At 42.4% G+C, this 21,714-nt stretch carries 25 protein-coding genes and 4 tRNA genes; 14 read left to right on the forward strand and 15 right to left on the reverse strand.

Features of this window, described 5'->3' with window-relative positions; translation table 11 throughout:
- Window positions 1–30: 30 nt before the first annotated feature.
- The 7 genes from rutF to FTV12_RS00545 form a co-directional block, all read right to left on the reverse strand.
- A complete protein-coding gene (rutF, locus tag FTV12_RS00515) occupies window positions 31–546 on the reverse strand; it encodes an NADH-dependent FMN reductase RutF (RefSeq protein ID WP_373684494.1) in 516 nt (171 codons plus the stop codon).
- 145 nt (window positions 547–691) lie between these two features.
- Complete coding sequence (gene rutC, locus FTV12_RS00520; RefSeq protein ID WP_179992236.1) at window positions 692–1,072, reverse strand: pyrimidine utilization protein C; 381 nt, start codon at window positions 1,070–1,072, stop codon at window positions 692–694.
- 33 nt (window positions 1,073–1,105) lie between these two features.
- Window positions 1,106–1,867, reverse strand: coding sequence for a pyrimidine utilization protein B (rutB, locus tag FTV12_RS00525; protein WP_179992235.1), 762 nt, complete (start codon window positions 1,865–1,867; stop codon window positions 1,106–1,108).
- On the reverse strand, window positions 1,864–2,970 hold the full coding sequence (rutA, locus tag FTV12_RS00530; protein ID WP_179992234.1) for a pyrimidine utilization protein A: 1,107 nt from the start codon (window positions 2,968–2,970) through the stop codon (window positions 1,864–1,866). The genes rutB and rutA overlap by 4 nt, the downstream gene beginning before the upstream one ends.
- Window positions 2,971–3,305: 335 nt before the next feature.
- Window positions 3,306–4,097, reverse strand: coding sequence for a pyrimidine utilization protein D (gene rutD / locus FTV12_RS00535; RefSeq protein ID WP_180033393.1), 792 nt, complete (start codon window positions 4,095–4,097; stop codon window positions 3,306–3,308).
- Window positions 4,098–4,177: 80 nt separating this feature from the next.
- Window positions 4,178–4,435, reverse strand: coding sequence for a hypothetical protein (locus FTV12_RS00540; protein ID WP_005234869.1), 258 nt, complete (start codon window positions 4,433–4,435; stop codon window positions 4,178–4,180).
- 137 nt (window positions 4,436–4,572) lie between these two features.
- The gene (locus tag FTV12_RS00545) at window positions 4,573–5,754 is read right to left on the reverse strand and encodes a S1C family serine protease (RefSeq protein WP_004782756.1); all 1,182 of its coding nucleotides are present in this window, start codon (window positions 5,752–5,754) and stop codon (window positions 4,573–4,575) included.
- A gap of 170 nt (window positions 5,755–5,924) precedes the next feature.
- Here FTV12_RS00545 and FTV12_RS00550 point away from each other — a divergent pair, with 170 nt between their 5' ends.
- The 7 genes from FTV12_RS00550 (at window position 5,925) to FTV12_RS00580 (ending at window position 8,710) form a co-directional block, all read left to right on the forward strand.
- Window positions 5,925–6,683: a Nif3-like dinuclear metal center hexameric protein gene (locus FTV12_RS00550; RefSeq protein WP_179991999.1), complete on the forward strand. Its 759-nt coding sequence runs from the start codon at window positions 5,925–5,927 to the stop codon at window positions 6,681–6,683.
- Window positions 6,684–6,836: 153 nt separating this feature from the next.
- Window positions 6,837–7,463, forward strand: a complete 627-nt coding sequence (locus FTV12_RS00555; RefSeq protein WP_004782758.1) for a superoxide dismutase — start codon at window positions 6,837–6,839, stop codon at window positions 7,461–7,463.
- 148 nt (window positions 7,464–7,611) lie between these two features.
- Window positions 7,612–7,687, forward strand: a tRNA-Asn gene (locus FTV12_RS00560).
- 6 nt (window positions 7,688–7,693) lie between these two features.
- A tRNA-Asn gene (locus FTV12_RS00565) sits at window positions 7,694–7,769 on the forward strand.
- Between the two features lie 277 nt (window positions 7,770–8,046).
- Window positions 8,047–8,122, forward strand: a tRNA-Asn gene (locus FTV12_RS00570).
- A gap of 6 nt (window positions 8,123–8,128) precedes the next feature.
- Window positions 8,129–8,204 (forward strand) — tRNA-Asn (locus tag FTV12_RS00575).
- A gap of 71 nt (window positions 8,205–8,275) precedes the next feature.
- On the forward strand, window positions 8,276–8,710 hold the full coding sequence (locus FTV12_RS00580; RefSeq protein WP_125279766.1) for a DUF2726 domain-containing protein: 435 nt from the start codon (window positions 8,276–8,278) through the stop codon (window positions 8,708–8,710).
- Between the two features lie 5 nt (window positions 8,711–8,715).
- On the opposite strand, the gene FTV12_RS00585 is transcribed toward FTV12_RS00580, so the two are convergent.
- The 6 genes from FTV12_RS00585 to glnA form a co-directional block, all read right to left on the reverse strand.
- Entirely contained in the window at window positions 8,716–8,976 is a 261-nt protein-coding gene (locus FTV12_RS00585) for a hypothetical protein (RefSeq protein WP_179992000.1), read from the reverse strand.
- 110 nt (window positions 8,977–9,086) lie between these two features.
- Window positions 9,087–10,337: a S9 family peptidase gene (locus FTV12_RS00590; protein ID WP_180025173.1), complete on the reverse strand. Its 1,251-nt coding sequence runs from the start codon at window positions 10,335–10,337 to the stop codon at window positions 9,087–9,089.
- Between the two features lie 106 nt (window positions 10,338–10,443).
- Window positions 10,444–11,322, reverse strand: coding sequence for a 4-hydroxybenzoate octaprenyltransferase (gene ubiA / locus FTV12_RS00595; protein ID WP_180025174.1), 879 nt, complete (start codon window positions 11,320–11,322; stop codon window positions 10,444–10,446).
- A 6-nt stretch (window positions 11,323–11,328) separates the two neighbouring features.
- Window positions 11,329–11,850, reverse strand: coding sequence for a chorismate lyase (locus FTV12_RS00600; RefSeq protein ID WP_218945655.1), 522 nt, complete (start codon window positions 11,848–11,850; stop codon window positions 11,329–11,331).
- A complete protein-coding gene (locus FTV12_RS00605) occupies window positions 11,843–12,118 on the reverse strand; it encodes a hypothetical protein (RefSeq protein ID WP_179992003.1) in 276 nt (91 codons plus the stop codon). The genes FTV12_RS00600 and FTV12_RS00605 overlap by 8 nt, the downstream gene beginning before the upstream one ends.
- Before the next feature lie 86 nt (window positions 12,119–12,204).
- Window positions 12,205–13,620 carry a type I glutamate--ammonia ligase gene (gene glnA / locus FTV12_RS00610; protein WP_171064793.1) on the reverse strand — a complete coding sequence of 472 codons (1,416 nt, stop codon included), beginning with the start codon at window positions 13,618–13,620 and terminating at the stop codon, window positions 12,205–12,207.
- Between the two features lie 807 nt (window positions 13,621–14,427).
- Here glnA and FTV12_RS00615 point away from each other — a divergent pair.
- The 3 genes from FTV12_RS00615 to trpC are packed head-to-tail and all read left to right on the forward strand — an operon-like array spanning window position 14,428 to window position 16,903.
- The gene (locus FTV12_RS00615) at window positions 14,428–15,012 is read left to right on the forward strand and encodes an aminodeoxychorismate/anthranilate synthase component II (protein ID WP_004782771.1); all 585 of its coding nucleotides are present in this window, start codon (window positions 14,428–14,430) and stop codon (window positions 15,010–15,012) included.
- Between the two features lie 17 nt (window positions 15,013–15,029).
- A complete protein-coding gene (gene trpD / locus FTV12_RS00620; protein ID WP_034590018.1) occupies window positions 15,030–16,076 on the forward strand; it encodes an anthranilate phosphoribosyltransferase in 1,047 nt (348 codons plus the stop codon).
- A gap of 20 nt (window positions 16,077–16,096) precedes the next feature.
- A complete protein-coding gene (gene trpC / locus FTV12_RS00625) occupies window positions 16,097–16,903 on the forward strand; it encodes an indole-3-glycerol phosphate synthase TrpC (RefSeq protein WP_180025175.1) in 807 nt (268 codons plus the stop codon).
- A 67-nt stretch (window positions 16,904–16,970) separates the two neighbouring features.
- Here trpC and FTV12_RS00630 read toward each other — a convergent pair whose 3' ends face one another.
- On the reverse strand, window positions 16,971–17,411 hold the full coding sequence (locus FTV12_RS00630; RefSeq protein WP_179992054.1) for a GFA family protein: 441 nt from the start codon (window positions 17,409–17,411) through the stop codon (window positions 16,971–16,973).
- Between the two features lie 252 nt (window positions 17,412–17,663).
- Here FTV12_RS00630 and FTV12_RS00635 point away from each other — a divergent pair, with 252 nt between their 5' ends.
- The 4 genes from FTV12_RS00635 to FTV12_RS00650 all read left to right on the forward strand — a co-directional run bounded on the left by FTV12_RS00635 (window position 17,664) and on the right by FTV12_RS00650 (window position 20,235).
- Window positions 17,664–18,347, forward strand: coding sequence for a Smr/MutS family protein (locus FTV12_RS00635; RefSeq protein ID WP_034590020.1), 684 nt, complete (start codon window positions 17,664–17,666; stop codon window positions 18,345–18,347).
- A 93-nt stretch (window positions 18,348–18,440) separates the two neighbouring features.
- Window positions 18,441–18,989, forward strand: coding sequence for a GTP cyclohydrolase I FolE (folE, locus tag FTV12_RS00640; RefSeq protein WP_171064799.1), 549 nt, complete (start codon window positions 18,441–18,443; stop codon window positions 18,987–18,989).
- 64 nt (window positions 18,990–19,053) lie between these two features.
- Window positions 19,054–19,413: a cupin domain-containing protein gene (locus FTV12_RS00645; RefSeq protein WP_159124404.1), complete on the forward strand. Its 360-nt coding sequence runs from the start codon at window positions 19,054–19,056 to the stop codon at window positions 19,411–19,413.
- A 267-nt stretch (window positions 19,414–19,680) separates the two neighbouring features.
- Window positions 19,681–20,235 carry a DUF4385 domain-containing protein gene (locus FTV12_RS00650; protein WP_179992055.1) on the forward strand — a complete coding sequence of 185 codons (555 nt, stop codon included), beginning with the start codon at window positions 19,681–19,683 and terminating at the stop codon, window positions 20,233–20,235.
- Here FTV12_RS00650 and FTV12_RS00655 read toward each other — a convergent pair.
- Complete coding sequence (locus FTV12_RS00655) at window positions 20,232–21,629, reverse strand: diguanylate cyclase (protein ID WP_180010811.1); 1,398 nt, start codon at window positions 21,627–21,629, stop codon at window positions 20,232–20,234. The two genes, FTV12_RS00650 and FTV12_RS00655, sit on opposite strands and share 4 nt — an antisense overlap.
- Window positions 21,630–21,714 lie beyond the last annotated feature (85 nt).

Below are 21,714 nucleotides of genomic sequence, written 5' to 3' on the forward strand. Positions count from 1 at the left end.
CTTCCCCTCCTTGATTAGGATTGAATTGAATTAGCACATTTTGTGTGGCTCACAGTAAGAACGGTTGAAGTACATCAGCGCATTGCCTCGACTCTGGCACATGGCTTTCACCTCACAGAACAGCACGTCATGACTGCCTACGGATAAACATTGGACCACCTCGCAGTCAAAACTGACTAAGGCATCCTCAAGTACAGGTGACTGGGTCACCAAGGTTTTCCAGTTCCCCTGACTGAAACGCTCTGCCATTGGTGTTTTTCCACCAAACAGATTGGAGAGATATTGTTGATGTGATGCCAAGGTATTCACACACAACACCTGATTCTTTTTAAAGGTTTCATAGACTGACGCAGAACGGTTCAGACACACCAGCAACGTTGGTGGTGTATCCGTCACACTGCATACGGCCGAAGCGGTAAATCCAGCCATTCCTGCATCGCCTTGCGTGGTAATCACATTCACCGCAGCCCCCAAATTGGACATGCCCTGACGGAAAATCTGCTGATCAACCTGGGTAAAAATGTCACCCGATGCCTTAGTCGCCAAAACCTTATTTAATGCATTATTTTCTGCAACTGTTTCTGAGATGATTTTAGATAGTTTGGCATTCATGCTGTTCTCCCTACCCCAAGTCAATGTTCAGTTTCAGACCTGGGGCATCTAGTAATGAGATTGAATCAGGTGGATCGGCTTATATATGGGCAATCGAAGCAATTTCGACCAGCGCATCAGGTTTGACCAAACCTGTCTGTACGCAATACCGTGCCGGCTTATCTCCCGGGAAATACTCTGCATAAACTGCATTAATCGCAGCATAATCTGCCCAGTCTTTGACAAACACATGATTAAAGGTTACGTCATCCATGCTGCCGCCCGCTTCTTCAATCACGCGCTTGATAGTTTCTAGAATATGACGGGTCTGTGCTGCGGCATCCCCAACATGCACCACATTATTATTTTCATCAAAAGCTAATGTACCGGACACATATACAATATTGTCTGCCTTGGTTGCCGGTACATACGGTGCTAATGGTTTCGATGTTCCTGCTGGAATAATGATTTCTTTAGGCATAGTATTTTTTCCTTAATCCTGATCTTTAATTCTTTATGCGCTTACAGCTAATTTAGTTTCTTTTAGTGACTCACTTTCTTTTTGAAAGGTCTCTACAAAATTTGCAGTATCTGACACCCAGCCAAAGAAGGTCTTGATGTTATACAGACTGGCTTCATGCGCTTCGACTGGACCTGCCTGATGGCAAGCATCAGCAAGTGCGACACCAAAATACTCCAGGAAAAAACCATCACGTAGCGTCGATTCCACACACACGTTGGTGGCAATCCCGACAAAGACCAGATTGCGAATACCTCGGACACGCAACATGCTATCCAGTGCGGTATTAAAGAAACCGCTATAACGTGGCTTTTCAATCACCAGGTCTTGTGGCAGTGGCTTTAACTCATCAATCAATTCAAAATCCCAGCCACCCTTAGCCAGCAATTTTCCTTGTAATTCAGGACGTTTACGCATAGTCTTTAAGGCATTCGATTTATGGAAATTTGGAGAGTCAGTACCACCTGCTTCCTTATATTCCGCATCCCAGCCATTTTTGAAATAAATCACCTGAATACCTGCTGCATGCGCTGCATCAACTGCCTTTTTAATATTTTCAACCACGGGCTTGGTCTTTGAGACATCAAAGCCCGCCAGATCCAGATAGCCACCCTGAGAGGTATAGGCATTCTGCATATCAATCACAATCAAGGCTGTCTGTTCTGGTGCAAGACAGATCGCTTCTGGTTCCGCTTTAAGGGTTTTTCCTGTGCCGAGTTTTTCAGTAAAACCGGCTTTTACCATTGATTCACTCATGCACTTTTCTCCAGAACTGGCTCTTCACCTGCAATCACAATATGCTCACGGCATTTCATCAGCGGCTGGATTTTTTGACCGAAATCTTCAACCCCTTGAATAAAATCATCAAACGTCAGCAGCACCCCTTCGGTACCCTTGATCTCGCCAATTTCATCCAACATTCGTGCCACATTTTCATAAGAACCCACCAGCGTACCCATATTTATATTCACTGGAGATACGCTAGAAGCCATTTGACGGATATTGGTATCTGTACCAGAAGTCGTATCTTTACCGCCTTGATTCATCAGCCAGTTAATCGCTTCCATATCAGCACCATCGTTATAGTGCTGCCATTTTGCTTGCGCTTCTTCATCGGTTTCAGCAGCAATCACCATAAACAGCACATAAGTCTGTACATCACGGCCAGTCACATCTGTTTTTTCTTTTAGGCGGTCATTAATTTCTGCATAAGCTGTTGGAGTATTCAGGCCTTTACCAAATACGAAGTTGTAGTCGGCATATTGTGCAGAAAACTCTAAACCTGCATCAGACTGACCTGCACAGATAATTTTCATATCCGCTTGTGGACGTGGGCTCACACGGCAGTCTTCCATCTGGAAATGTTCGCCTTTAAAGTCTGATTTACCAGTCGCCCAAAGTTCACGAAGAATCTGTACATACTCAGACAGATATTCATAGCGTTTGCCAAAATAGTCATTACCTGGCCACATGCCCATTTGGGTATATTCAGGTGGCTGCCAGCCGGTCACGACATTCAGACCAAAACGGCCATTTGAAATCGAATCAATGGTTGATGCCATCCGCGCGACAATTGCGGGTGGCATCACCAGAGTTGCGGCAGTTGCGAAAATTTTAATTTTGCTGGTGACAGCCGCAAGACCTGCCATCAGGGTAAACGTTTCCAGGTTATGTTCCCAGAATTCAGTCTTGCCGCCAAAGCCACGCAGCTTGATCATAGAAAGTGCGAAATCGAAACCATAGTGCTCAGCGCGCTGTACGATTTGTTTATTTAACTCAAAAGTCGGCATGTACTGCGGTGCATTTTCAGAGAGTAACCAGCCATTATTTCCGATTGGACAGAAGACACCTATTTTCATTTTCACACCTCATTATTTTTAACACTTATTCAAAATTCTGATTCCACTTCGGGAATTTTATTTACAAGATAAACATTGCAAATCGTGTGCCAACTATATTTAGTTAATATTTATCAAATACTTAATATTTTATTTTTTGAATTTTTAGTAAAATAACCATTTTTACCTATGAGTCAATTTTGAACATACTGTTTCATTCAAGTGCACTCGTAGCAATTTGTGCATTTGCAGTTCATGCATCAATTCGAAGTAAAAACCATACTAACGCTACAAAATGATTAATTAGAAAAAATAAAAAACCAGACAGGAGGTCTGGCTTTTAAAAAATCTTCAAACTAAGGGGAAATCAGGAAGGAAAGGATCCGTTGATTGACCTGATCTGTCTCGGTCACGGTGGAAGCATGTGCACCTGTATCAAGCAAACTGAGATGACTATGCGGCAAGCATTGTTGTAATTGCTGTGACCGTTGATAAGGCACCAGAAAATCATCCTGATTAGCAAGCAGATGCACACGAACATCTTTGAGTGCTTGCTGATGCTCTTCGTTCAGTTTAAAGGCCTGTACAGCTTGTAAGCGTGCTAGAACATTTGAAATTGGAGGAAAATCTAAAAGCTGCTTATTTTCTGCTTCAGTTAACTGATCAATATGGGTTGAGATCCACTGCGACGGATAAAGAAATAAAGCCTGTGCTCTCACATAAGCCTCTGCCCCGCTATTCACCAATAAGGAAGTTCGTGCCTCGAAACATTTCTGAGTATGAGCATCCAGCTCTCCCCAAGCATTTAACATGGTCAGACTGAGCAGCTTAAACTTTCTTTCAGCCTGATAGGTCGCCAGTTGCATGCCGATATGTCCGCCCAATGCATGCCCGATAAAATAAAACTCTCGAATACCATCATTGATCAATAAATCCAGAATCTGGCAGGCCATATGGTCGATCGAATAAGGCATGGGCAAGAGTTCAGAATCTGAATGACAGCCTTCCTGATCATAAGTGACTACATGAAAATGCTGCTGTAAAACTCTAATTTGAGGATTCCAGAAACTGGCATGCCCGCCCAGTCCGGATGAAAGCACCACATAAGGTGCATCTGCCTGTGCTGCAGGATGAATAAATAAAGACATAAATTTCTCATAGTTTCGTTATGAGGTAAATGCAGCAAAATATATGCCTGAACAGGATTTTTTTTGAACAATTGATAAAATTATAGCCAGTAAACATTAAAGCTATAATAAAATTCCTGCACCTCAAAGCGCACGTTATAACCAAGCTCAGTCAACTCCGCCGAAAGACCACGAATTTCTTCCAAGGGCAAATGTTTGGGAAATACCGTTAGCACAGCGGTATTGCCCAGTCGGGCATTATCTTCAATCAGTTGAGCCAAGCGAGGCTTATACATTTCAATATTTAAATTGGCCACATCCGATAAAATTTTGGCCTGATCCGCAGTCATAAAACTCATTGTTCTTCACCCTTTTTGATTTTTATTCAATGAAGTTAAATGATTTAATTCACATAAAATATTTTTGTTTTGTATCTATAGTAAATACAGCGTGCATAAAAAATCCCTCACATGGAGGGATTTTCCTGAAGAAAAAATTACTGACCTGGTAAAGGAATATATTGTGAAGAACTGCTTTGCGTTTTACGTTCACTAATCACCACATCCAGTGTCATAGTTTTTCCAGCGCGTTCTACTTCAATCTGAACAGTACTGTTTGGGGCCTGTAAAGCGACAAAATTAATCAGATGTGAGGCAGAAGTAATCACTTCATTATTCACCTTAATGATTTTATCACCACGCTGGATGCCAGCTTTTGCTGCAGGTCCATTTTCCAGCACTTCAGCGACCACTACACCTGATTCTTTAGGTTGTAATACATCATTACGTTCTGTCGGCAACAGACTGATACCCAGCCAGCCACGAACGACACGGCCATCTTTCAGGATTGCATTCATCACTTGCTGACAGATTTTAGCGGGAATCGCAAAACCAATCCCCAGTGAGCCACCTGTTTGGGAGAAGATTGCTGTATTTACCCCGATCAGGTTACCAGCAACATCAATCAATGCACCACCCGAGTTACCCGGGTTAATTGCAGCATCTGTCTGAATAAAGTCTTCATAGGTATTGATGCCCAGATCAGAACGGCCTGTCGCAGAAATAATCCCCTGAGTCACGGTTTGACCGACACCAAACGGGTTACCAATAGCCAGAACAACATCACCGACTTCATTGCCACTCAGCTTGAATGGCAAAACTGGCAATTGTTCAAGTTCGATCTTGATTACAGCCAAATCCGTATCTGGGTCTGTACCCACGACCTTGGCTTCGGCACGGCGTCCATCATGCAAAGCCACCACAATCTGGTCTGCTTGTGCAATCACGTGGTTATTGGTCAGGATATAACCATCAGGACGTACAATTACACCTGAACCTAAACTGTTTTCATTTGGACTCTGACCAAACTGGTCTGGCAACTGATCACCGAAAAATTCACGGAAGACTGGATCAGTCAGTAAAGGGTGCGCCTGCTGTTTTACTTTTTGTGTGGTAAAGATATTCACCACCGCAGGTGCTGCGACTTTCACGGCGGCACTATAGGAGACAACCCCTCCAGAACGCGAAGTATCAATCAACGGTTCTACTTTTTCAGCAGGCATTTTTACGCCATCCGGCGCAATCGGTGATTTAGGTTTCTGCAGCTGCTGCCACCCCAAAAAACCGATAATGACTAAAATCAGTAACACCCAAGGTAACCATGTAAAGGTGCGGCGCACTTTGCTATCCTCTAAAATATTTTAATTCGTTGATGACTAAGTAATTTGTATCCTATTGTAATGCCAAATACATAACTAAACACAAAAAAATCCACAGAGATTTGTGCTGCTTTAGTTACAATTGGACAAATAAATAAGAATTGGCAAGTTTATAAACTGACAGGAATTTTATGGCGAATTTAAACGATATTATCCGCTGGTGCGATCAGACTTTGGCATCTTCCGAATTTAAGGACTATGCACCGAATGGCTTACAGATCGAAGGCCGCACTGAAGTCAATAAAATTTTATGTGCGGTTACTGCCTCACAAACTGCTATCGAAGCTGCGATTGAACAAGGTGCTGATTTGTTACTGGTTCACCATGGTTATTTCTGGAAAGGTGAAGCCTACCCGATTACCGGGATGCGTGGTAAACGAATTAAAAGCCTGATCCAAAATGATATTTCGCTTGTTGGTTATCACCTGCCTTTAGACAGCCATCCAACTCTGGGAAATAATGCTGCGATTGCAGACCTGCTGGAACTGGAAAACCTTGAACAGCTTGATCCGAATGAGCGCCGTCCAATTGGGAATATTGGTTATTTAAAACAGGCCATGACGCCAGAAGGATTCAAAGCCTATGTTTCAGAAAGACTCGGTTATGATGCGTTACATTTACCTGCTGAAAAAAACCTGATTCAAAAAGTCGGTTTCTGTACCGGTGGTGCACAGGATTATATTCATAAAGCGGCAGCACAAGACTGTGATGCTTATATTTCTGGCGAAGTCAGTGAACGCACTTTTTATGATGCTCAGGAACTGGATGTCCATTATTATGCCTGCGGCCACCACGCCACTGAAAAATATGGTGTACAACGTCTGGCTAAAGCTATTTCAGAACAATTTAATATTGAGTATAGTTATTTCGAATTAAACAATCCGATTTAATTTCGATTGGCAAGTAGATGAGTGGCTTTATCTTTAAATTTTCAGGCTTTATTCTGTATTGTTATTTATACACAGTGCCCATTTTTGCCTAAGAATCTATTACAATAACGCCACTTATTGTCAAAACCCAGCAAAATGCAAGGAATTGAAAACATGACAACCATTACTTTACCACCATTACCATACGACTACGACGCTCTTGCTCCACACATCAGCAAAGAAACTTTAGAATACCACCACGACAAACACCACAATACTTATGTGGTTAACCTGAACAACCTGATCGCTGGTACTGAGCTTGAAGGCAAAACGCTAGAAGAAATCATCAAAGCAACTGCTGGTGATTCATCTAAAGCAGGTGTATTTAACAACGCTGCGCAGGTATGGAACCACACATTCTACTGGAACTGCTTGACTAAAAACGGTGGCGGTAAAGCAACTGGCGCTTTGGCTGCAAAAATTGACGAAGCTTTCGGTTCTTACGAAAAATTTGCTGAAGAGTTCGCAACTGCTGCTGCAACTCAGTTCGGTTCAGGTTGGGCTTGGTTAGTTGCTGATGAAGTAAACGGCAACCTGTCTATCCTTAAAACTTCAAATGCTGACACTCCAATGGCGCACGGTAAAATTGCTGTGTTGACAATCGATGTTTGGGAACACGCTTACTACATCGACTACCGTAACGCTCGTCCTAAATACATCTCTACTTTCCTAGAAAGCCTGGTGAACTGGGACTACGCAAATGCGAAATATGCAGGTCAACCTGCTGGTGTTGAGAAATAATTTTTTATTTCCAGCTTAAAAAAATCACCCTTCATGGGTGATTTTTTTATTTTTAGGTCTGAGATGCATATTAAAAAAGCAAATGATTCATTTCTTTACAGGAATTGATTGACGGTCTTTGTTTTCCTGCCTAAAATGCGCATCAGATTCTCCAATAGCTCAGTCGGTAGAGCGACGGACTGTTAATCCGCAGGTCCCTGGTTCGAGCCCAGGTTGGAGAGCCAATCTATTCTCCCATAGCTCAGTCGGTAGAGCGACGGACTGTTAATCCGCAGGTCCTTGGTTCGAGCCCAGGTGGGAGAGCCAAGATTCTGAAAAAACCCACTCATTATGAAGTGGGTTTTTTTATGTCTGCATTTTGGATTAAATATTTATATGAGTCCTGTTTGTAGTTTTAGCGACTTGCAACCATGGCAGCGAATAATCACACAACCCCTCTACCCTTAATCTGGGTTTACATAAACATAACATTTTGAACTACAATCATTTTTGATTATTTTTAAAACACTTGATTCAGTTTTTTTAGCTTTTTTATAAAAGTGCCTTGACCCCTTTTTAAATCTCTCTATAATCGCTTGCAGATTCTCCAATAGCTCAGTCGGTAGAGCGACGGACTGTTAATCCGCAGGTCCCTGGTTCGAGCCCAGGTTGGAGAGCCAATCTATTCTCCCATAGCTCAGTCGGTAGAGCGACGGACTGTTAATCCGCAGGTCCCTGGTTCGAGCCCAGGTGGGAGAGCCAAGATTCTGAAAAACCCACTCATTGCGAAGTGGGTTTTTTTATTCTTTTCTCTTTTATGATCCGTATTTGATTTGAGTCAGTTTATATTCTTTGTGATTGGCTGTCTGGCAAGCTTTGCCTTAATTTGCCTGCTCTTCCCCCATCTGTTTACCCGCCAGACGAAATTCTATCCCAAGCGTGTCATTACAGCTTTCGAAAGCAAGATGTTTACTCGCCTGAAAGATGCTTTTCCGCATCATCACATTCTGGCACAGGTCGCATTTAGTGCTTTGATCACACATGACAATATGAAAATGCGCAGCAAGTTCAACCGTAAAGTGACCGATTTTGTGGTGATGGACCGGGAATATAATGTAGTGGCGATTATAGAACTGGATGACCCTAGCCATATTGGCAAGGAACAGGAAGATGCGGAACGCGATGCGATGCTGATTGCTGCCGGCTACACAGTCATCCGCTACACTGAAATTCCAACGATCCGGCAGCTTCAAAGAGATTTGAGATAAATAGTTTAATGAGAGGAATTTGTTTCAGCTTCGGAAGCAGCTTGAGTTGCTTGAGCCGCCTGCTCTGCCTTTGATTTTTCAGCCGCTTCGCGTGCTTCAATCTGGGCAATCATGTCAGCCTGTTGCTGTTTATATTTTTCCTGATTTTTCGCATCGCTATTAACTGCCAGAAATGCCATGGTCACCAAAAAAATTGGAACACACAAAGCCAAGGTTCCAAAGATAAGCAATTTTTTGATACTGCGGGGTTTTGTCTGTTCCGACATAACGAGCCTACACTGATAACCTATAATCTTAAGCCACTATAACAAACTTAAATGATTGCTCAAGGCCTAGCATCACAAGGAATAAAAAGGAGCCGAAGCTCCTTTTAGGATTAAGGATTGACAGAAATACCTGAAGGCATATAGGTATTAATAAAGGTCAGCAGCTGGGTTCTGCTTTGTACAATGGCCTCGGTATGTGAAGCATTCTTTACCTCTACAAAATTCACTGTGGTTCCCATATCTTTCAAGCCCTGTTGTAAAGTATTTGTTACTGGATACGGAACAGCCATATCTGCAGTACCTTGAATGATCATCACAGGAACATTAATTTTTTCAGTTGCAGGCTGATTGTTCTCAAGGAACTTTTCAACCGACGAATTATTCTGGAAGTTTTCTACTAATCCCGGATAGTCCACGACCGTTTTTTCCGGATTATTCACCAGATAATCATCAATATCTTGCATATATTCAGTAATCAATGGCCCTAAACAAAGTCCATTTTCTCCAGTCGTGCCTTCCGCCTTTTCAGCCACAATCCCTGCACGGCTTGAGAATATATTGCGATAGTTAAAGCCTGGTTCATAAGCTTTAATCCCTACAGCCACATAAGCCGCATATGCCAGTAATTCTGCATAGACCGCTTTCGCAGCATTATCTTGTCCAGCCTCAACCAAAGCATTAAGCGCTTGCGGTGCTACTTCACTGATAATATAACCCAGACTTGAAGCCGGAGCTGCTGCAATTGCTGCCTTATAATTTGGATCTTCATCGGCAAACTGGGCTGTGGCAAGTGATGCGTGTCCTCCCTGGGATTGTCCCACTGAGACCCAGGCACCATTAAATCGATTTCCTTGTTGTTCTTTAAAGGCTCTTACTGCATAGATAGCCGATTGTGCCGCACTTTTTAAATTTAAATAAGGATGGATCCCCCGAGTACCTAATCCTTCATAATCGGGTGCAACAATCACATATCCCTGTGCAAGCAAGCTGCTGGCCAATCCTCTAAAATTATTATTCAGCTGGTTATTACTTGGTGCACATGAATCACCGCTACCCACCGTGCCATGTTCCCAAACCACCACCCTCCATCCGTCTTGAGGTTGAGGTATATTTGGATAAAACACCATGGCTGTCGCTTCAGCCCGTTCACCATTTACGTTTGGCATATTATAGCGTATGACTTGAATATCCGATGCTTCAGGCAAGGTATCCTCATCATAAGACTGTTGACTTAAAAATACCCTTTCCTGTGGTCGGAACGAATCATTATCATCGTCATTACACGCAGTCATAAACAATGACATGGAACATACCAGTGCCAGACAGGTTTTTTTGAAACCGTTTTTCACTACATTATTCATATTCTAATCCCTTATTGTTGTTTATGATTTTCATGAAGAATCTTGAATTAAGCATAAAAAAAAGCACCCTTATAGGATGCTTTTGTTATGAATCGACAAGGTGCAGTTACAGAAGCGCGGCAAAGATTCCAAGAAAAATCATCAGCCCCACCCAACGGTTATGACGGAAAGCCCAGAAACAGCGCTGCGGGTCCTTATCTCGAGTTTTTGACCATTGATAAATAAAATCAATTGCGACGGCTAGAAGCCCCATCAGGCCAAATGGAACAAGCAAATCCTCAATCCATAATGCCGTGCCAATCAAGACCAGACTTAGAACCTGTAAGGTACTAATGATCTGAATATCATGCTGACCGAATAAAATGGCTGTCGATTTTACTCCAATCTTTAAATCATACTCACGATCGGTAATCGCATATTGCGTGTCATAGGCCACGGTCCAAGCCAGATTGCCAAAATAGAGAAGCCAGCAGGTTAGGTCTGGTGTCTGCCCGACAGCGGTATAAGCCATCGGAATGGACCAGGAAAATGCAGCTCCCAAAAATACCTGCGGCAAATGGGTATAGCGTTTCATAAACGGATAAATGAACGCTAAAAACAAGGCTCCAAAGGACCAGTAAAAGGTTTCAATCGGCAGGAAAAATAACAGGCAGGCACTGGCTGCGACGAGCACCAGAAAGACCATCACTGCTTCTTTAGCACTAATAATACCGGTGGCTAAGGGACGGGTTTTGGTACGCTCGACATGCGCATCCACTTTACGGTCGGCAAAGTCATTAATGGCACAGCCCGCTGCGCGCATAAAAATTACACCTAGAATCATCAGCACTAGAATACTGAGATCAGGGATTCCTTTTGCTGCGACCCATAGCGCCCACATGGTTGGCCAAAAGACCAGCTCTGTGCCAATTGGCTTATCAAAACGACAAAGATAATAATAGGTGCTCAGACGTTCACGCCAGGTAATTGCTTGTGCAGTTGCCATATCAAGTTAAGCCTGTTGATTTTGTATAAAGTGTTCAAATGCCGGTAAAAATGTTTCTTGTACGATAAATTTACAACCATGCCAAGTATAGCAGCTCTGACGGGTCCAACCCTCTTCCAGATAAATCACACGTCGTTCACAGTTTGGATTGGTCCGCTGGAATAATAGCCAGCCAATCGGCTTCGATCCAATATGCTGAAAAATCCGCGCACGTTTTTGCAAGCTTAATATCGGAAATATACTTTTTGCTTTGACCCATGGCTGCTCTTCACAGCCATATAAATAACTTTCCCGCACCCAGGACGTATGCTGATGTGGCATCTGCATCCACCGCGCATCCACAAATTCCAGACGCTGAAAATGTTCCTGCTGTGGTTCTACCCGAAACTGTCCACCGGCCAGATCTGTTAACTGCTGCGTCAATGATCCTGAGGCATACAGCCATTCTCGAAGCGCGGCGGGTATATGCGGTCCATGTGGATTTTTAAATTTTACACTCACAACGTTATCAACTTCACGATTAGGCATTATCTGTCTTTGCAATGACTTCATATTTTCCACTTGGCAGCTTTTTCAAAATCATGCCATCTGTGGTGAGATAAAAACTTTGTGGATAGTCATAGTTCAGAGCCAGCTCAGGATGACGTAATGCCACAAACTCGACCTGCTTATAACCCTCAGGTGTACGCGCGACTTCTACATAGGTCACTTCAGAAAAATTCAGTTTAAAGCCTTTGCTATGATCCTGAGGATCAATCCAGGGAAAAAAGCCGGTATGTCTTTTACGTTGTGCCATAACTTCATATCTTTGATCAATAACAGCATCATACAAAAAAACCCGCACAAAGGCGGGTCTTTTTTACAGTGAAATTCAGATCAGAATTACAGGCTGTAGTACATGTCGAATTCAACTGGGTGAGTAGTCGTGTTTAGACGACGTACATCTTCAGTCTTAAGTTCGATGTAAGCATCAAGCATTTCTTTAGTAAACACGCCACCTTTAAGCAGGTAGTCATGATCTTCTTTAAGAGATTCAAGTGCCATTTCAAGGCTGTGTGCCACTGTAGGGATTTTCGCTTCTTCTTCAGGAGGAAGATCGTACAGGTTCTTGTCAGCAGCTTCACCTGGGTGAATCTTATTTTGGATACCGTCGATACCCGCCATCAACAATGCAGCGAAACCTAGGTACGGGTTCATCATTGGATCAGGGAAACGTGCTTCGATACGTTTGCCTTTAGGGCTAGAAACGTAAGGAATACGGATAGAAGCTGAACGGTTACGCGCTGAATAAGCAAGCATAATCGGTGCTTCGAAGTGAGGTACCAAACGTTTGTATGAGTTTGTAGATGGGTTAGTGATCGCATTCAATGAACGAGCATGCTTGATCACACCACCGATGAAGTACAATGCCATTTCTGAAAGGCCTGCATATTCATCACCAGCAAACAGGTTCTTGCCGTCTTTAGAAATCGACATATGAACGTGCATACCTGAACCGTTATCGCCTACCATTGGTTTAGGCATAAAGGTCGCAGTTTTAGCGTATTGGTGTGCAACGTTCCAAACAGCATATTTAAACTGTTGTACTTCGTCAGCTTTACGAACCATTGTGTTGAAGCTCACACCAATTTCTAACTGGCAAGATGCAACTTCGTGGTGATGTACTTCTACACGACCTGGGCCCATGATTTCTTCAATTTTTGCACACATGTCTGCACGCATATCTTGATGAGAATCAACAGGAGGAACTGGGAAATAACCACCTTTAACACGTGGACGGTGACCTGAGTTACCTGCTTCGTAATCTTTACCAGTAGACCAAGCAGCTTCTTCAGCGATCAATGTGTGGCGCGCGCCAGACATGTCGATGTCCCATTTCACTTCGTCAAATACGAAGAATTCTGGTTCTGGACCGAAGAATGCAGTATCACCGATACCTGTAGATTTCAGGTATTCTTCTGCACGGCGAGCAATCGAACGTGGGTCACGTTCATAACCTTGACCAGTTGATGGTTCGATAACGTCACAAGTCACAACAACAGTTGGCTCTGCAAAGAACGGGTCGATGAAACCTGTTTCTGCATCTGGACGTAAGATCATGTCCGATGCTTCGATGCCTTTCCAACCTGCGATTGAAGAACCGTCAAACATTTTGCCGTCTTCAAACGTATCTTCATCAATACTGTCTGCTGGATAAGTAACGTGCTGTTCTTTACCCTTGGTATCAGTAAAGCGAAAATCGACCCATTTCGCGCCACTTTCTTGTATGAGTTGAAGGACCTTGTTCGCCATGCTCATTTTGCTCCGATGTTTTTTGTTGCACTCGCAAAGTGCGTGTTAGAAGTTGGTATCTATTAAGCAATTAGCGTACCAACTTTTAAAAGTATATCTAAAATCTTGAAATCTTTATAAGAAAACATAGGAAGATAAAAATACCTTGTCGCTATTATACTGTGACTTAAACTAAATGCACTATATTCAAGCATTCTTCCTAAGATTTGTTACAGGTATTTTTTTAGCGCACCTAAATAGTGCGATGATTTCATATTAGGTAAGAATAGGAGCACTTTTCAGTGAGGATTTGCGTTTTTATGCTAATTTAGTTTAAAAAATATTCAATTTCGTTTAATTCTGGTTAATTTTTATCAGTTACAAAGTGGTATCTGGAGGTTTGTGTATTTAAAAAGATCACTATTTTGAGTCACTTTTATTCAAATTGTCGATCTTATTGTTTGATTTATCCCATGCATTATTATTCAAATGATGTTTTTTTCAGCATCATTACTTTAATAATTTAAAACCTATTTATTTTTAATTTAAAAAAATAATAACTGCAATATTTATTTAAACTTACTTTTCGTCAGTTAATTACTTATACGCACATTTAAAATATTTAAAAGGCTGTGAGCTAATCACCAGGCTGAAAATTGAAAAATTATTGCGCCCGATGTGGCTATTTTTTGCTATGATGAGGCGTGCTTTATTTTCACACAATGAAATCAACGATTTAGTCGTGTATTCCCTAGACTTGCAACAAGTCCCGATAAAGCTCAATCTGGATCACTTTAGCACAGTTAAGTGCAATAATTTCAATAGGTTAAGCTCATGCTTCTAATGATCGACAACTATGACTCCTTTACTTATAACATCGTCCAGTATTTTGGCGAACTAAATCAAGAAGTAAAAGTAGTCCGCAATGATGCCGTGACATTGGAGGATATTGAGCGATGGCAACCCAAGTATCTGGTGATTGGTCCTGGTCCATGTTCGCCAAGTGAAGCGGGAATTTCGATTCCTGCCATTCAGCATTTTGGCGGCAAGATTCCCCTGCTCGGTGTTTGTTTGGGGCATCAAAGTATTGGTCAGGCTTTTGGTGGCGATATTATTCGTGCCAAACGCGTCATGCATGGGCGTTTGTCTGATATGTATCACAGCGACAAAGGTATTTTCAGCAACCTACCGAATCCTTTCTCTGCGACGCGTTACCACTCGCTGGTGATTGATCAGGCCACTTTACCTGAATGCCTGGAAGTGACCTGCTGGACCAATGAAGAAGATGGCTCTATGGAAGAAATCATGGGGATTAAACATAAGACACTACCGATTGAAGGCGTGCAGTTCCATCCGGAATCAATCCTGAGCCAGCATGGTCATCAGATCTTTAAAAACTTTCTTGAAATTTACGCATAATGGGCAAAACGCAAGTCATGAATATTCAACAAGCTTTAAGCAATATTACTAAAAACATTCACCTGACTCAGGAACAAATGGAAGACGTGATGCGCACCATTATGTCTGGCGAAGCAACCGATGCCCAGATCGGTGCTCTGCTCATGGGTCTACGCCTGAAAGGCGAAAGTATTGACGAGATTACTGCTGCAGCACGTGTCATGCGTGAACTGGCAACCAAAATTGATGTCAGTGATGTCCCTCATCTGGTGGATATCGTCGGTACAGGCGGTGATGGACAAAACCTGTTTAACGTATCTACCGCTTCAGCCTTTGTAATTGCAGCAGCTGGTGCAACGATTGCCAAACATGGTAACCGTGGTGTTTCTACCAAATCAGGCTCTTCAGATTTACTGGAACAGGCAGGCATTAATCTTGATTTGAATATGCAGCAAACCGAACGCTGTATCCGTGATATTGGTGTGGGCTTCCTGTTCGCACCGAATCATCACAAAGCCATGAAATATGCGATTGGTCCACGTAAAGAACTGGGTATTCGCAGTATTTTCAACCTGCTCGGCCCGCTTACGAATCCGGCCGGCGTAAAACGTTTGGTCATCGGGGTATTTTCCAATGAACTTTGCCGCCCAATTGCAGAAGTCATGAAACAGCTCGGTGCTGAACATGTCATGGTCGTACATTCACGTGATGGCTTAGATGAAATCAGTCTGGCTTCTTCGACGCATGTGGCTGAGCTGAAAAACGGTGAAATCACTGAATGGGAAATCATTCCTGAACAGGTCGACATTGAATCGCAAACCTTAACTGGCTTAATTATTGAAAGTTCAGCAGAAAGTCTGGCTCTGATTAAAGATGCCTTAGGCAAGAAGAAATCTGAGATCGGTCATAAGGCTGCCAATATGATTGCCCTAAATGCCGGTGCTGGTATTTATGTATCAGGCCTGACTTCAAGCTATAAGCAAGGTGTTGCATTGGCACACGATATTATTTATGGTGGCCAGGCACTGGAAAAAATGAGCGTGCTGTCTGAATTCACCAAAACCATCAAACAATATGAAGCTTAATACGGTCAGGAATTTGAATCATGGTTGATATTGCAAATACAATTTTGGGTAAAATTGTTGATCGAAAGAAAGAAGAGTTCGCTCTTCGTTTGAAGCAGAAAAGCTATAAGGATATAGAAGAGTTAGCTCAAGGCGCGACACCTGTACGTGGTTTTGCTCAATCTTTAATGTCTAAACGTCCGGGTGTAATCGCTGAAATTAAAAAGGCTTCTCCGTCCAAAGGCGTGATTCGTGAAAACTTCAATCCTGCAGAAATTGCGGCACAATATCAGGATGCCGGCGCTGCCTGTTTATCTGTACTGACTGATGTGGATTTTTTTCAGGGTGCTGATGAAAATATTCAGATCGCCCGTTCGCACTGTGACTTGCCTGCGTTGCGTAAAGACTTCCTGATCGATCCTTATGGCGTGATTGAAGCGCGTGCCCTACATGCAGACTGTATCTTGCTGATCGTGGCCTGTCTGTCTGATCAGCAGTTAGAGGAAATGTCTAAAACCGCATTTGAGCATAATCTGGATGTACTGGTTGAAGTGCATGATGAAGAAGAATTAGGACGTGCTTTAAAACTGCCTGATCGTTGTCTGCTGGGTGTGAACAACCGTAATTTAAAAACTTTTGATGTCGACCTGAATACATCACTACGTCTGAAAAAATTACTGGATCCTTCACGCCTGCTGGTCACTGAAAGCGGTATTGCGACCCCTGCTGATGTTTCGATGATGCAGGAACATGATATTCATGCCTTCCTGGTCGGTGAAAGTTTCATGAAACAGCCACGTCCAGATCATGCTTTCCGTGATTTATTCGGTGAGCCTGAATCGGTTTAAAATATTAAGTATAAAAAAAGCCCCATCTCAGCATGGGGCTTTTTTTATTTCTATTAACCAAATTCATTTAATACTGAGTTGAATGATCAAAATAAGAGATTAATTTTTCAAATTCTGGCAGTTCAGAATAGGACTTATCCGCCTTGATTTCATCTGCCCAATCCACCTTCGAGTTCAGACAAAAACTCAGTCTGTGCTGAATTTTGGGTGCTTGATCCAGAAGCCCTAAAGGAATCCAGATCAATGCAATTGTACCTACCTGATTCGGTACAGGCGAGCCACAGTGTTGACAAAAATGAGAACGAAATCCGGTCTCTTTTTGATAGCAGGAAATTGAAGTCTGTTCTGAGGTCCATTCAAAATATTGCTGATGAACTAAAGTTGCTGCATTCGCGGCCGTACCACTCTGTTTACGACATAAACTGCAGTGACAATGATACATGGCCTGAATATTCGTATTTACTTTGAACTGGACATCGCCACACAAACAACTGCCTGAATAACTCATTTTTTTATTTTCCAGGTTTGATTGATTTATATTTAAAGAGAGATGTTCCATCGAGGCAACTGTTAAGATGATAAAAGGAGAATATTCATGAATTATTTTCTATTTAAAGTTCATCAAGCTATACAATCTTAGAAAACTATTGAGAAATTAATGCTGGGTTTGGGATATGTTGTATTTAGTGCAATTCATTTCTCCTTTCAGTCATTTAAGACTATAATTTACCAAATTCAGTATCTCCCCCGTTTCCAGATTATGAGCAAACACGATTCTTCGCTTTCTAAAGATCAGTACAATTTACTCAAAGATCTTAAAAAGCAAATTAGTCATCCTCAGCCTAAGGCTGAACCTGTTGCCCCTGTCGTGAAAACAGCGGAGCAGGAACAGGAGGAAGACCTCGATCTATTTCGCAAGCAGATGCAAGGCGTACAAAAAATTGATGCCGGCAATATTGCGAAAATAGAAAAATCTCCCAAGAAAAAAGTCGATGCGCAAACTTTGGCCAAGCGTGCTGCTGCCGAAGGCCCCATGCATACCGATGAAACCGTCCTGTCTGATACTCAAGCCATGCTCAATCCGGTTGGCAGTCAGGCGAGCTTAAGCTACCGCATTGCGACCTTGCAGCATAAGGTTTTTGAAGATTTAAAAGCAGGCAATCTGCGCTGGTTCGAAGCTGTCGACCTGCATGGTTGTACGGTCGAAGAGGCACGTCAGGCTGTGCTTCAGATTATCCAGATCGCCAAAGATGAAAACCAGAACGTGATCAAGATCGTACATGGCAAAGGGCCGGAAGCGATTTTAAAAACTTATGTCAACGGCTGGTTACGTCAGCACCGTGATGTTCTGGCCTTTGTCAGTGCGCCTGAAAAACAGGGTGGCACTGGCGCAGTTTTAGTTTTGCTAAAACGTGCAGAAAAAAATCCAAAGTTTAAACAGTAAGCGGATTTACCCCCAAAATAAGGCATTGTAAAAGATTTCTGCTACAATGCCGTCCTTGTTCATTCTCAGTTTAAGTGAATACGTCATATGACTATGCAGCAATCTTACGCAAACATTCTTACTGCCGTTGGTGAAGATCTCAATCGCCCTGGTCTCAAAGATACGCCCGTGCGTGCTGCGAAAGCGTTTTCGTATTTAACCTCAGGTTATAGCCAGACTCTGGAAGAAGTGACCAATAGTGCGGTTTTTCCATCAGATAACCGTGAAATGGTTTTAGTGAAAAATATCGAATTTTATTCACTCTGCGAACACCATTTATTGCCATTTTATGGCCGTGTACATATTGCCTATTTACCTGAAGGCAAGGTATTGGGGCTGTCTAAATTTGCCCGAATTACTGAAATGTTTGCCCGTCGTTTGCAGATTCAGGAAAATCTGACCCAGCAAATCGCAGAAGCGGTTGCTGAAGTCACCAATGCACGTGGTGTGGCTGTGATGATTGATTCAGCACATATGTGTATGATGATGCGTGGTGTTGGCAAACAGGAATCGACGACGCGTACGGTGTCATTTATCGGTGACTTTAAAACCGATAAAGAAGTCCGCCGTGAGTTTTTAGGCGCTGTACCAGAAAGTTATTAATATAGATTCATACATGAAAGCCTCAATTGATATTGGGGCTTTTTTACACGGTGAGGTTACGAAAATGTCATCTATTTGGATTGCGGGTCAAGGTTTAGGCCAGGCTGAAGAAAGTATCGATTATCCACGGCCAGACCGGCTGGTTAAAGGCAATCCTAAACGCCTGACTCAGAGTGCCTATCAACATCCCAATATGGATTGCGGAATCTGGCAATGTGAAGTGGGTGCGTGGAATATCGTATTTGCCGAGAATAAACAGGAATTCTTTCAGGTAATCGAAGGGATCGTCCGTTTACATGATGCTCAAAGACAATCCTTTGTTGAAATCAAAGCAGGTGAAGCCGGCATTATTCCACCCGGTTTTATTGGCACTTTTGAAGTGGTTGAAGCCGTTAAAAAATATTATGTCGTGGTAGAAAGTTAAAAGATAAGTACGAATTCAATATCTTCATCAGTTAAGGAATTTTGCAATCAATTCCTTAACTTTTCTACGTATTCATTCAATTTCTTAAAATTTTATCCCTACATTCTTTTCAAAAAGTTGTCTCATTAACTTAACTTCCCTAGTTTTAAAAATAAACAAATTGATGCTGCATAATTAATTTCCTGACTACATTTCCTGCCATGTTTAAATACAGATCTTTTGTTTAGAAGGCTGCATGATCCAAGTGTATAAATTCTGGAAACAGCCATGAGTAGAAAACAGCCTGATCCGCCTAAACGCCCTTCACGTGTTCATTCAAATAGTTTTGACTATAGTCTAGATTTTAAAAAAATTGATTTCCGTAAACGTCCAGACTTATACCGGATTGGACGCGGTGAGCAAGGCGTGCTTTTAGTAGAACCTTATAAGTCGGAAATTCTGCCCCACTGGCGTTTTGCAGATGCGGAAAAAGCCCAAGCCAGTAGTGAAAAAATTTATGCCCTGTTTCTAGAATATTTAAAACAGGAAGATTTCGTCGGGGCCGATATGGCACGCAAGTTTTTACAAATGGGTTATACCCGCGCCCGACGTTATGCCAATCATAAAGGCGGCAAAAAATACGATGGTCCGGTTCCAGATGATAAAAAGGGTTTAAGTGGTGCGCATGGGCGTGAGGAATTGCCGCGCAGTTCTGAAGATCCGGTTAAAGCTGCTGCAGCGAAAATATTTAAACAAAAATGGGATAAAGCCAAAGTCCATCCCGAATATGTACGGCAAAAACAGCAATTTCAGGCTGCGATTCAGCAGCAAATTTTAAATTAGACAGACGCTTTTTGTGCGCCCTGAATTTGAGAAGGTTGCGCCAGATAGACCCGGTTACGCCCTGTATTTTTAGCCATATACAGTGCAGCATCTGCGGCATCCAGGAATCTTTGGTAATCCGGATGACCATCAAATAACGCGCAGCCGATACTAACTGTGAGTCTAAATTGCTGTCCTTGAGCCGTACTGATCAGGCCATGCTCTACATATGTACGGATATTTTCAGCAATATTTAGCGCGCGTCTTTCATCGGAATCCACCAGCAGCAGCAGGAATTCCTCACCACCGACACGGAACGCATAGTCACTGCCCTGAATGTATTTCTGTAGGGCATCAGCAATAAATTTTAAGGCCAGATCGCCGGCTGCATGACCATATTTATCATTAATGGCTTTGAAGAAGTCGGCATCAATCGCTAGCAAGGATAATGGTGTCTGGTTATCACGAGAGAAATTGATTTCACGTGAAATAATGGTATTTAAATAACGGCGATTCAATAACTGGGTTAGAGAGTCATTTCCAGATTCGATGTAATCTGCAACCTGGAATAATTGATCGACCAAGTGCTGTATTTCACGGTTTAAGTCACGAATACTTTGAATCAGATTCAGCATCTGATCTTTTTCAGTACATTCCAGCACTGCCTGATTCAGCGTATCGATCTGATAAATTCGCTCGATAATTAAATCGACCTGATCAGAACCGGTAAAGGCATAAGACGCCTTATGAATAAACCATAAGCCAAATTCTGACTTGGACAGCATTTGATGTCTAATGCCTGTAGTTCCAGAAAAGACCTTGAACATCAGCTCATTTTCCCAATCCAGCAATGAACTGCGCTGTTTATCTTTTTGTACCGCGACATCTTGCATTGCAGAAAATACCCGGTAACTGTGCTTCATTTCCTGATTCTGGACGGATTTCGCCTCATAGGAACGACACATAATTTCTGTGGCAAATCCCATGATTTGTACAATATAACTACAGGTAGTAAGCATGTTCGGCTGCGGATTTAAACTCAGCAATTCAAACATTTTGCGCTGAATTTCTCGTACACCGCGCATAATCAGCCAGGATGGAATCCCGACGCGTGCATGCACATGTCCAACGATATTCTGTTTTTGCACAGCCTCTGCATAACGCTTATTCAGCGCTACACTAAAACTTTCTGAAAGCCATTGATGTAAAGTATCGCGTAAACGCTGCTGAATCAGCTCATCAGTAAAATACTGAGATGCTTCTTCTTCCAGAAGCATATTTTTATAGAATTCTTCTACCAGTACCAAAGAGTGGTCTTGAATAAACTGAAATGCGTGTAGCAAATCATCTGATGAATAATTTTGACAGATCTGCTCCCACTGCTCCGCCAGCATAGCCATACACTCATTATTCATATAACTTTTCCCGATACTTTGCGATTCGCAGTGATATTATGTGACAAATACAACAATATTCAGGCATTTTAACCCAATTACTGAA

The sequence above is a fragment of the Acinetobacter sp. YH12233 genome, assembly GCF_013417725.1.
In the GTDB taxonomy this organism is placed as follows: domain Bacteria; phylum Pseudomonadota; class Gammaproteobacteria; order Pseudomonadales; family Moraxellaceae; genus Acinetobacter.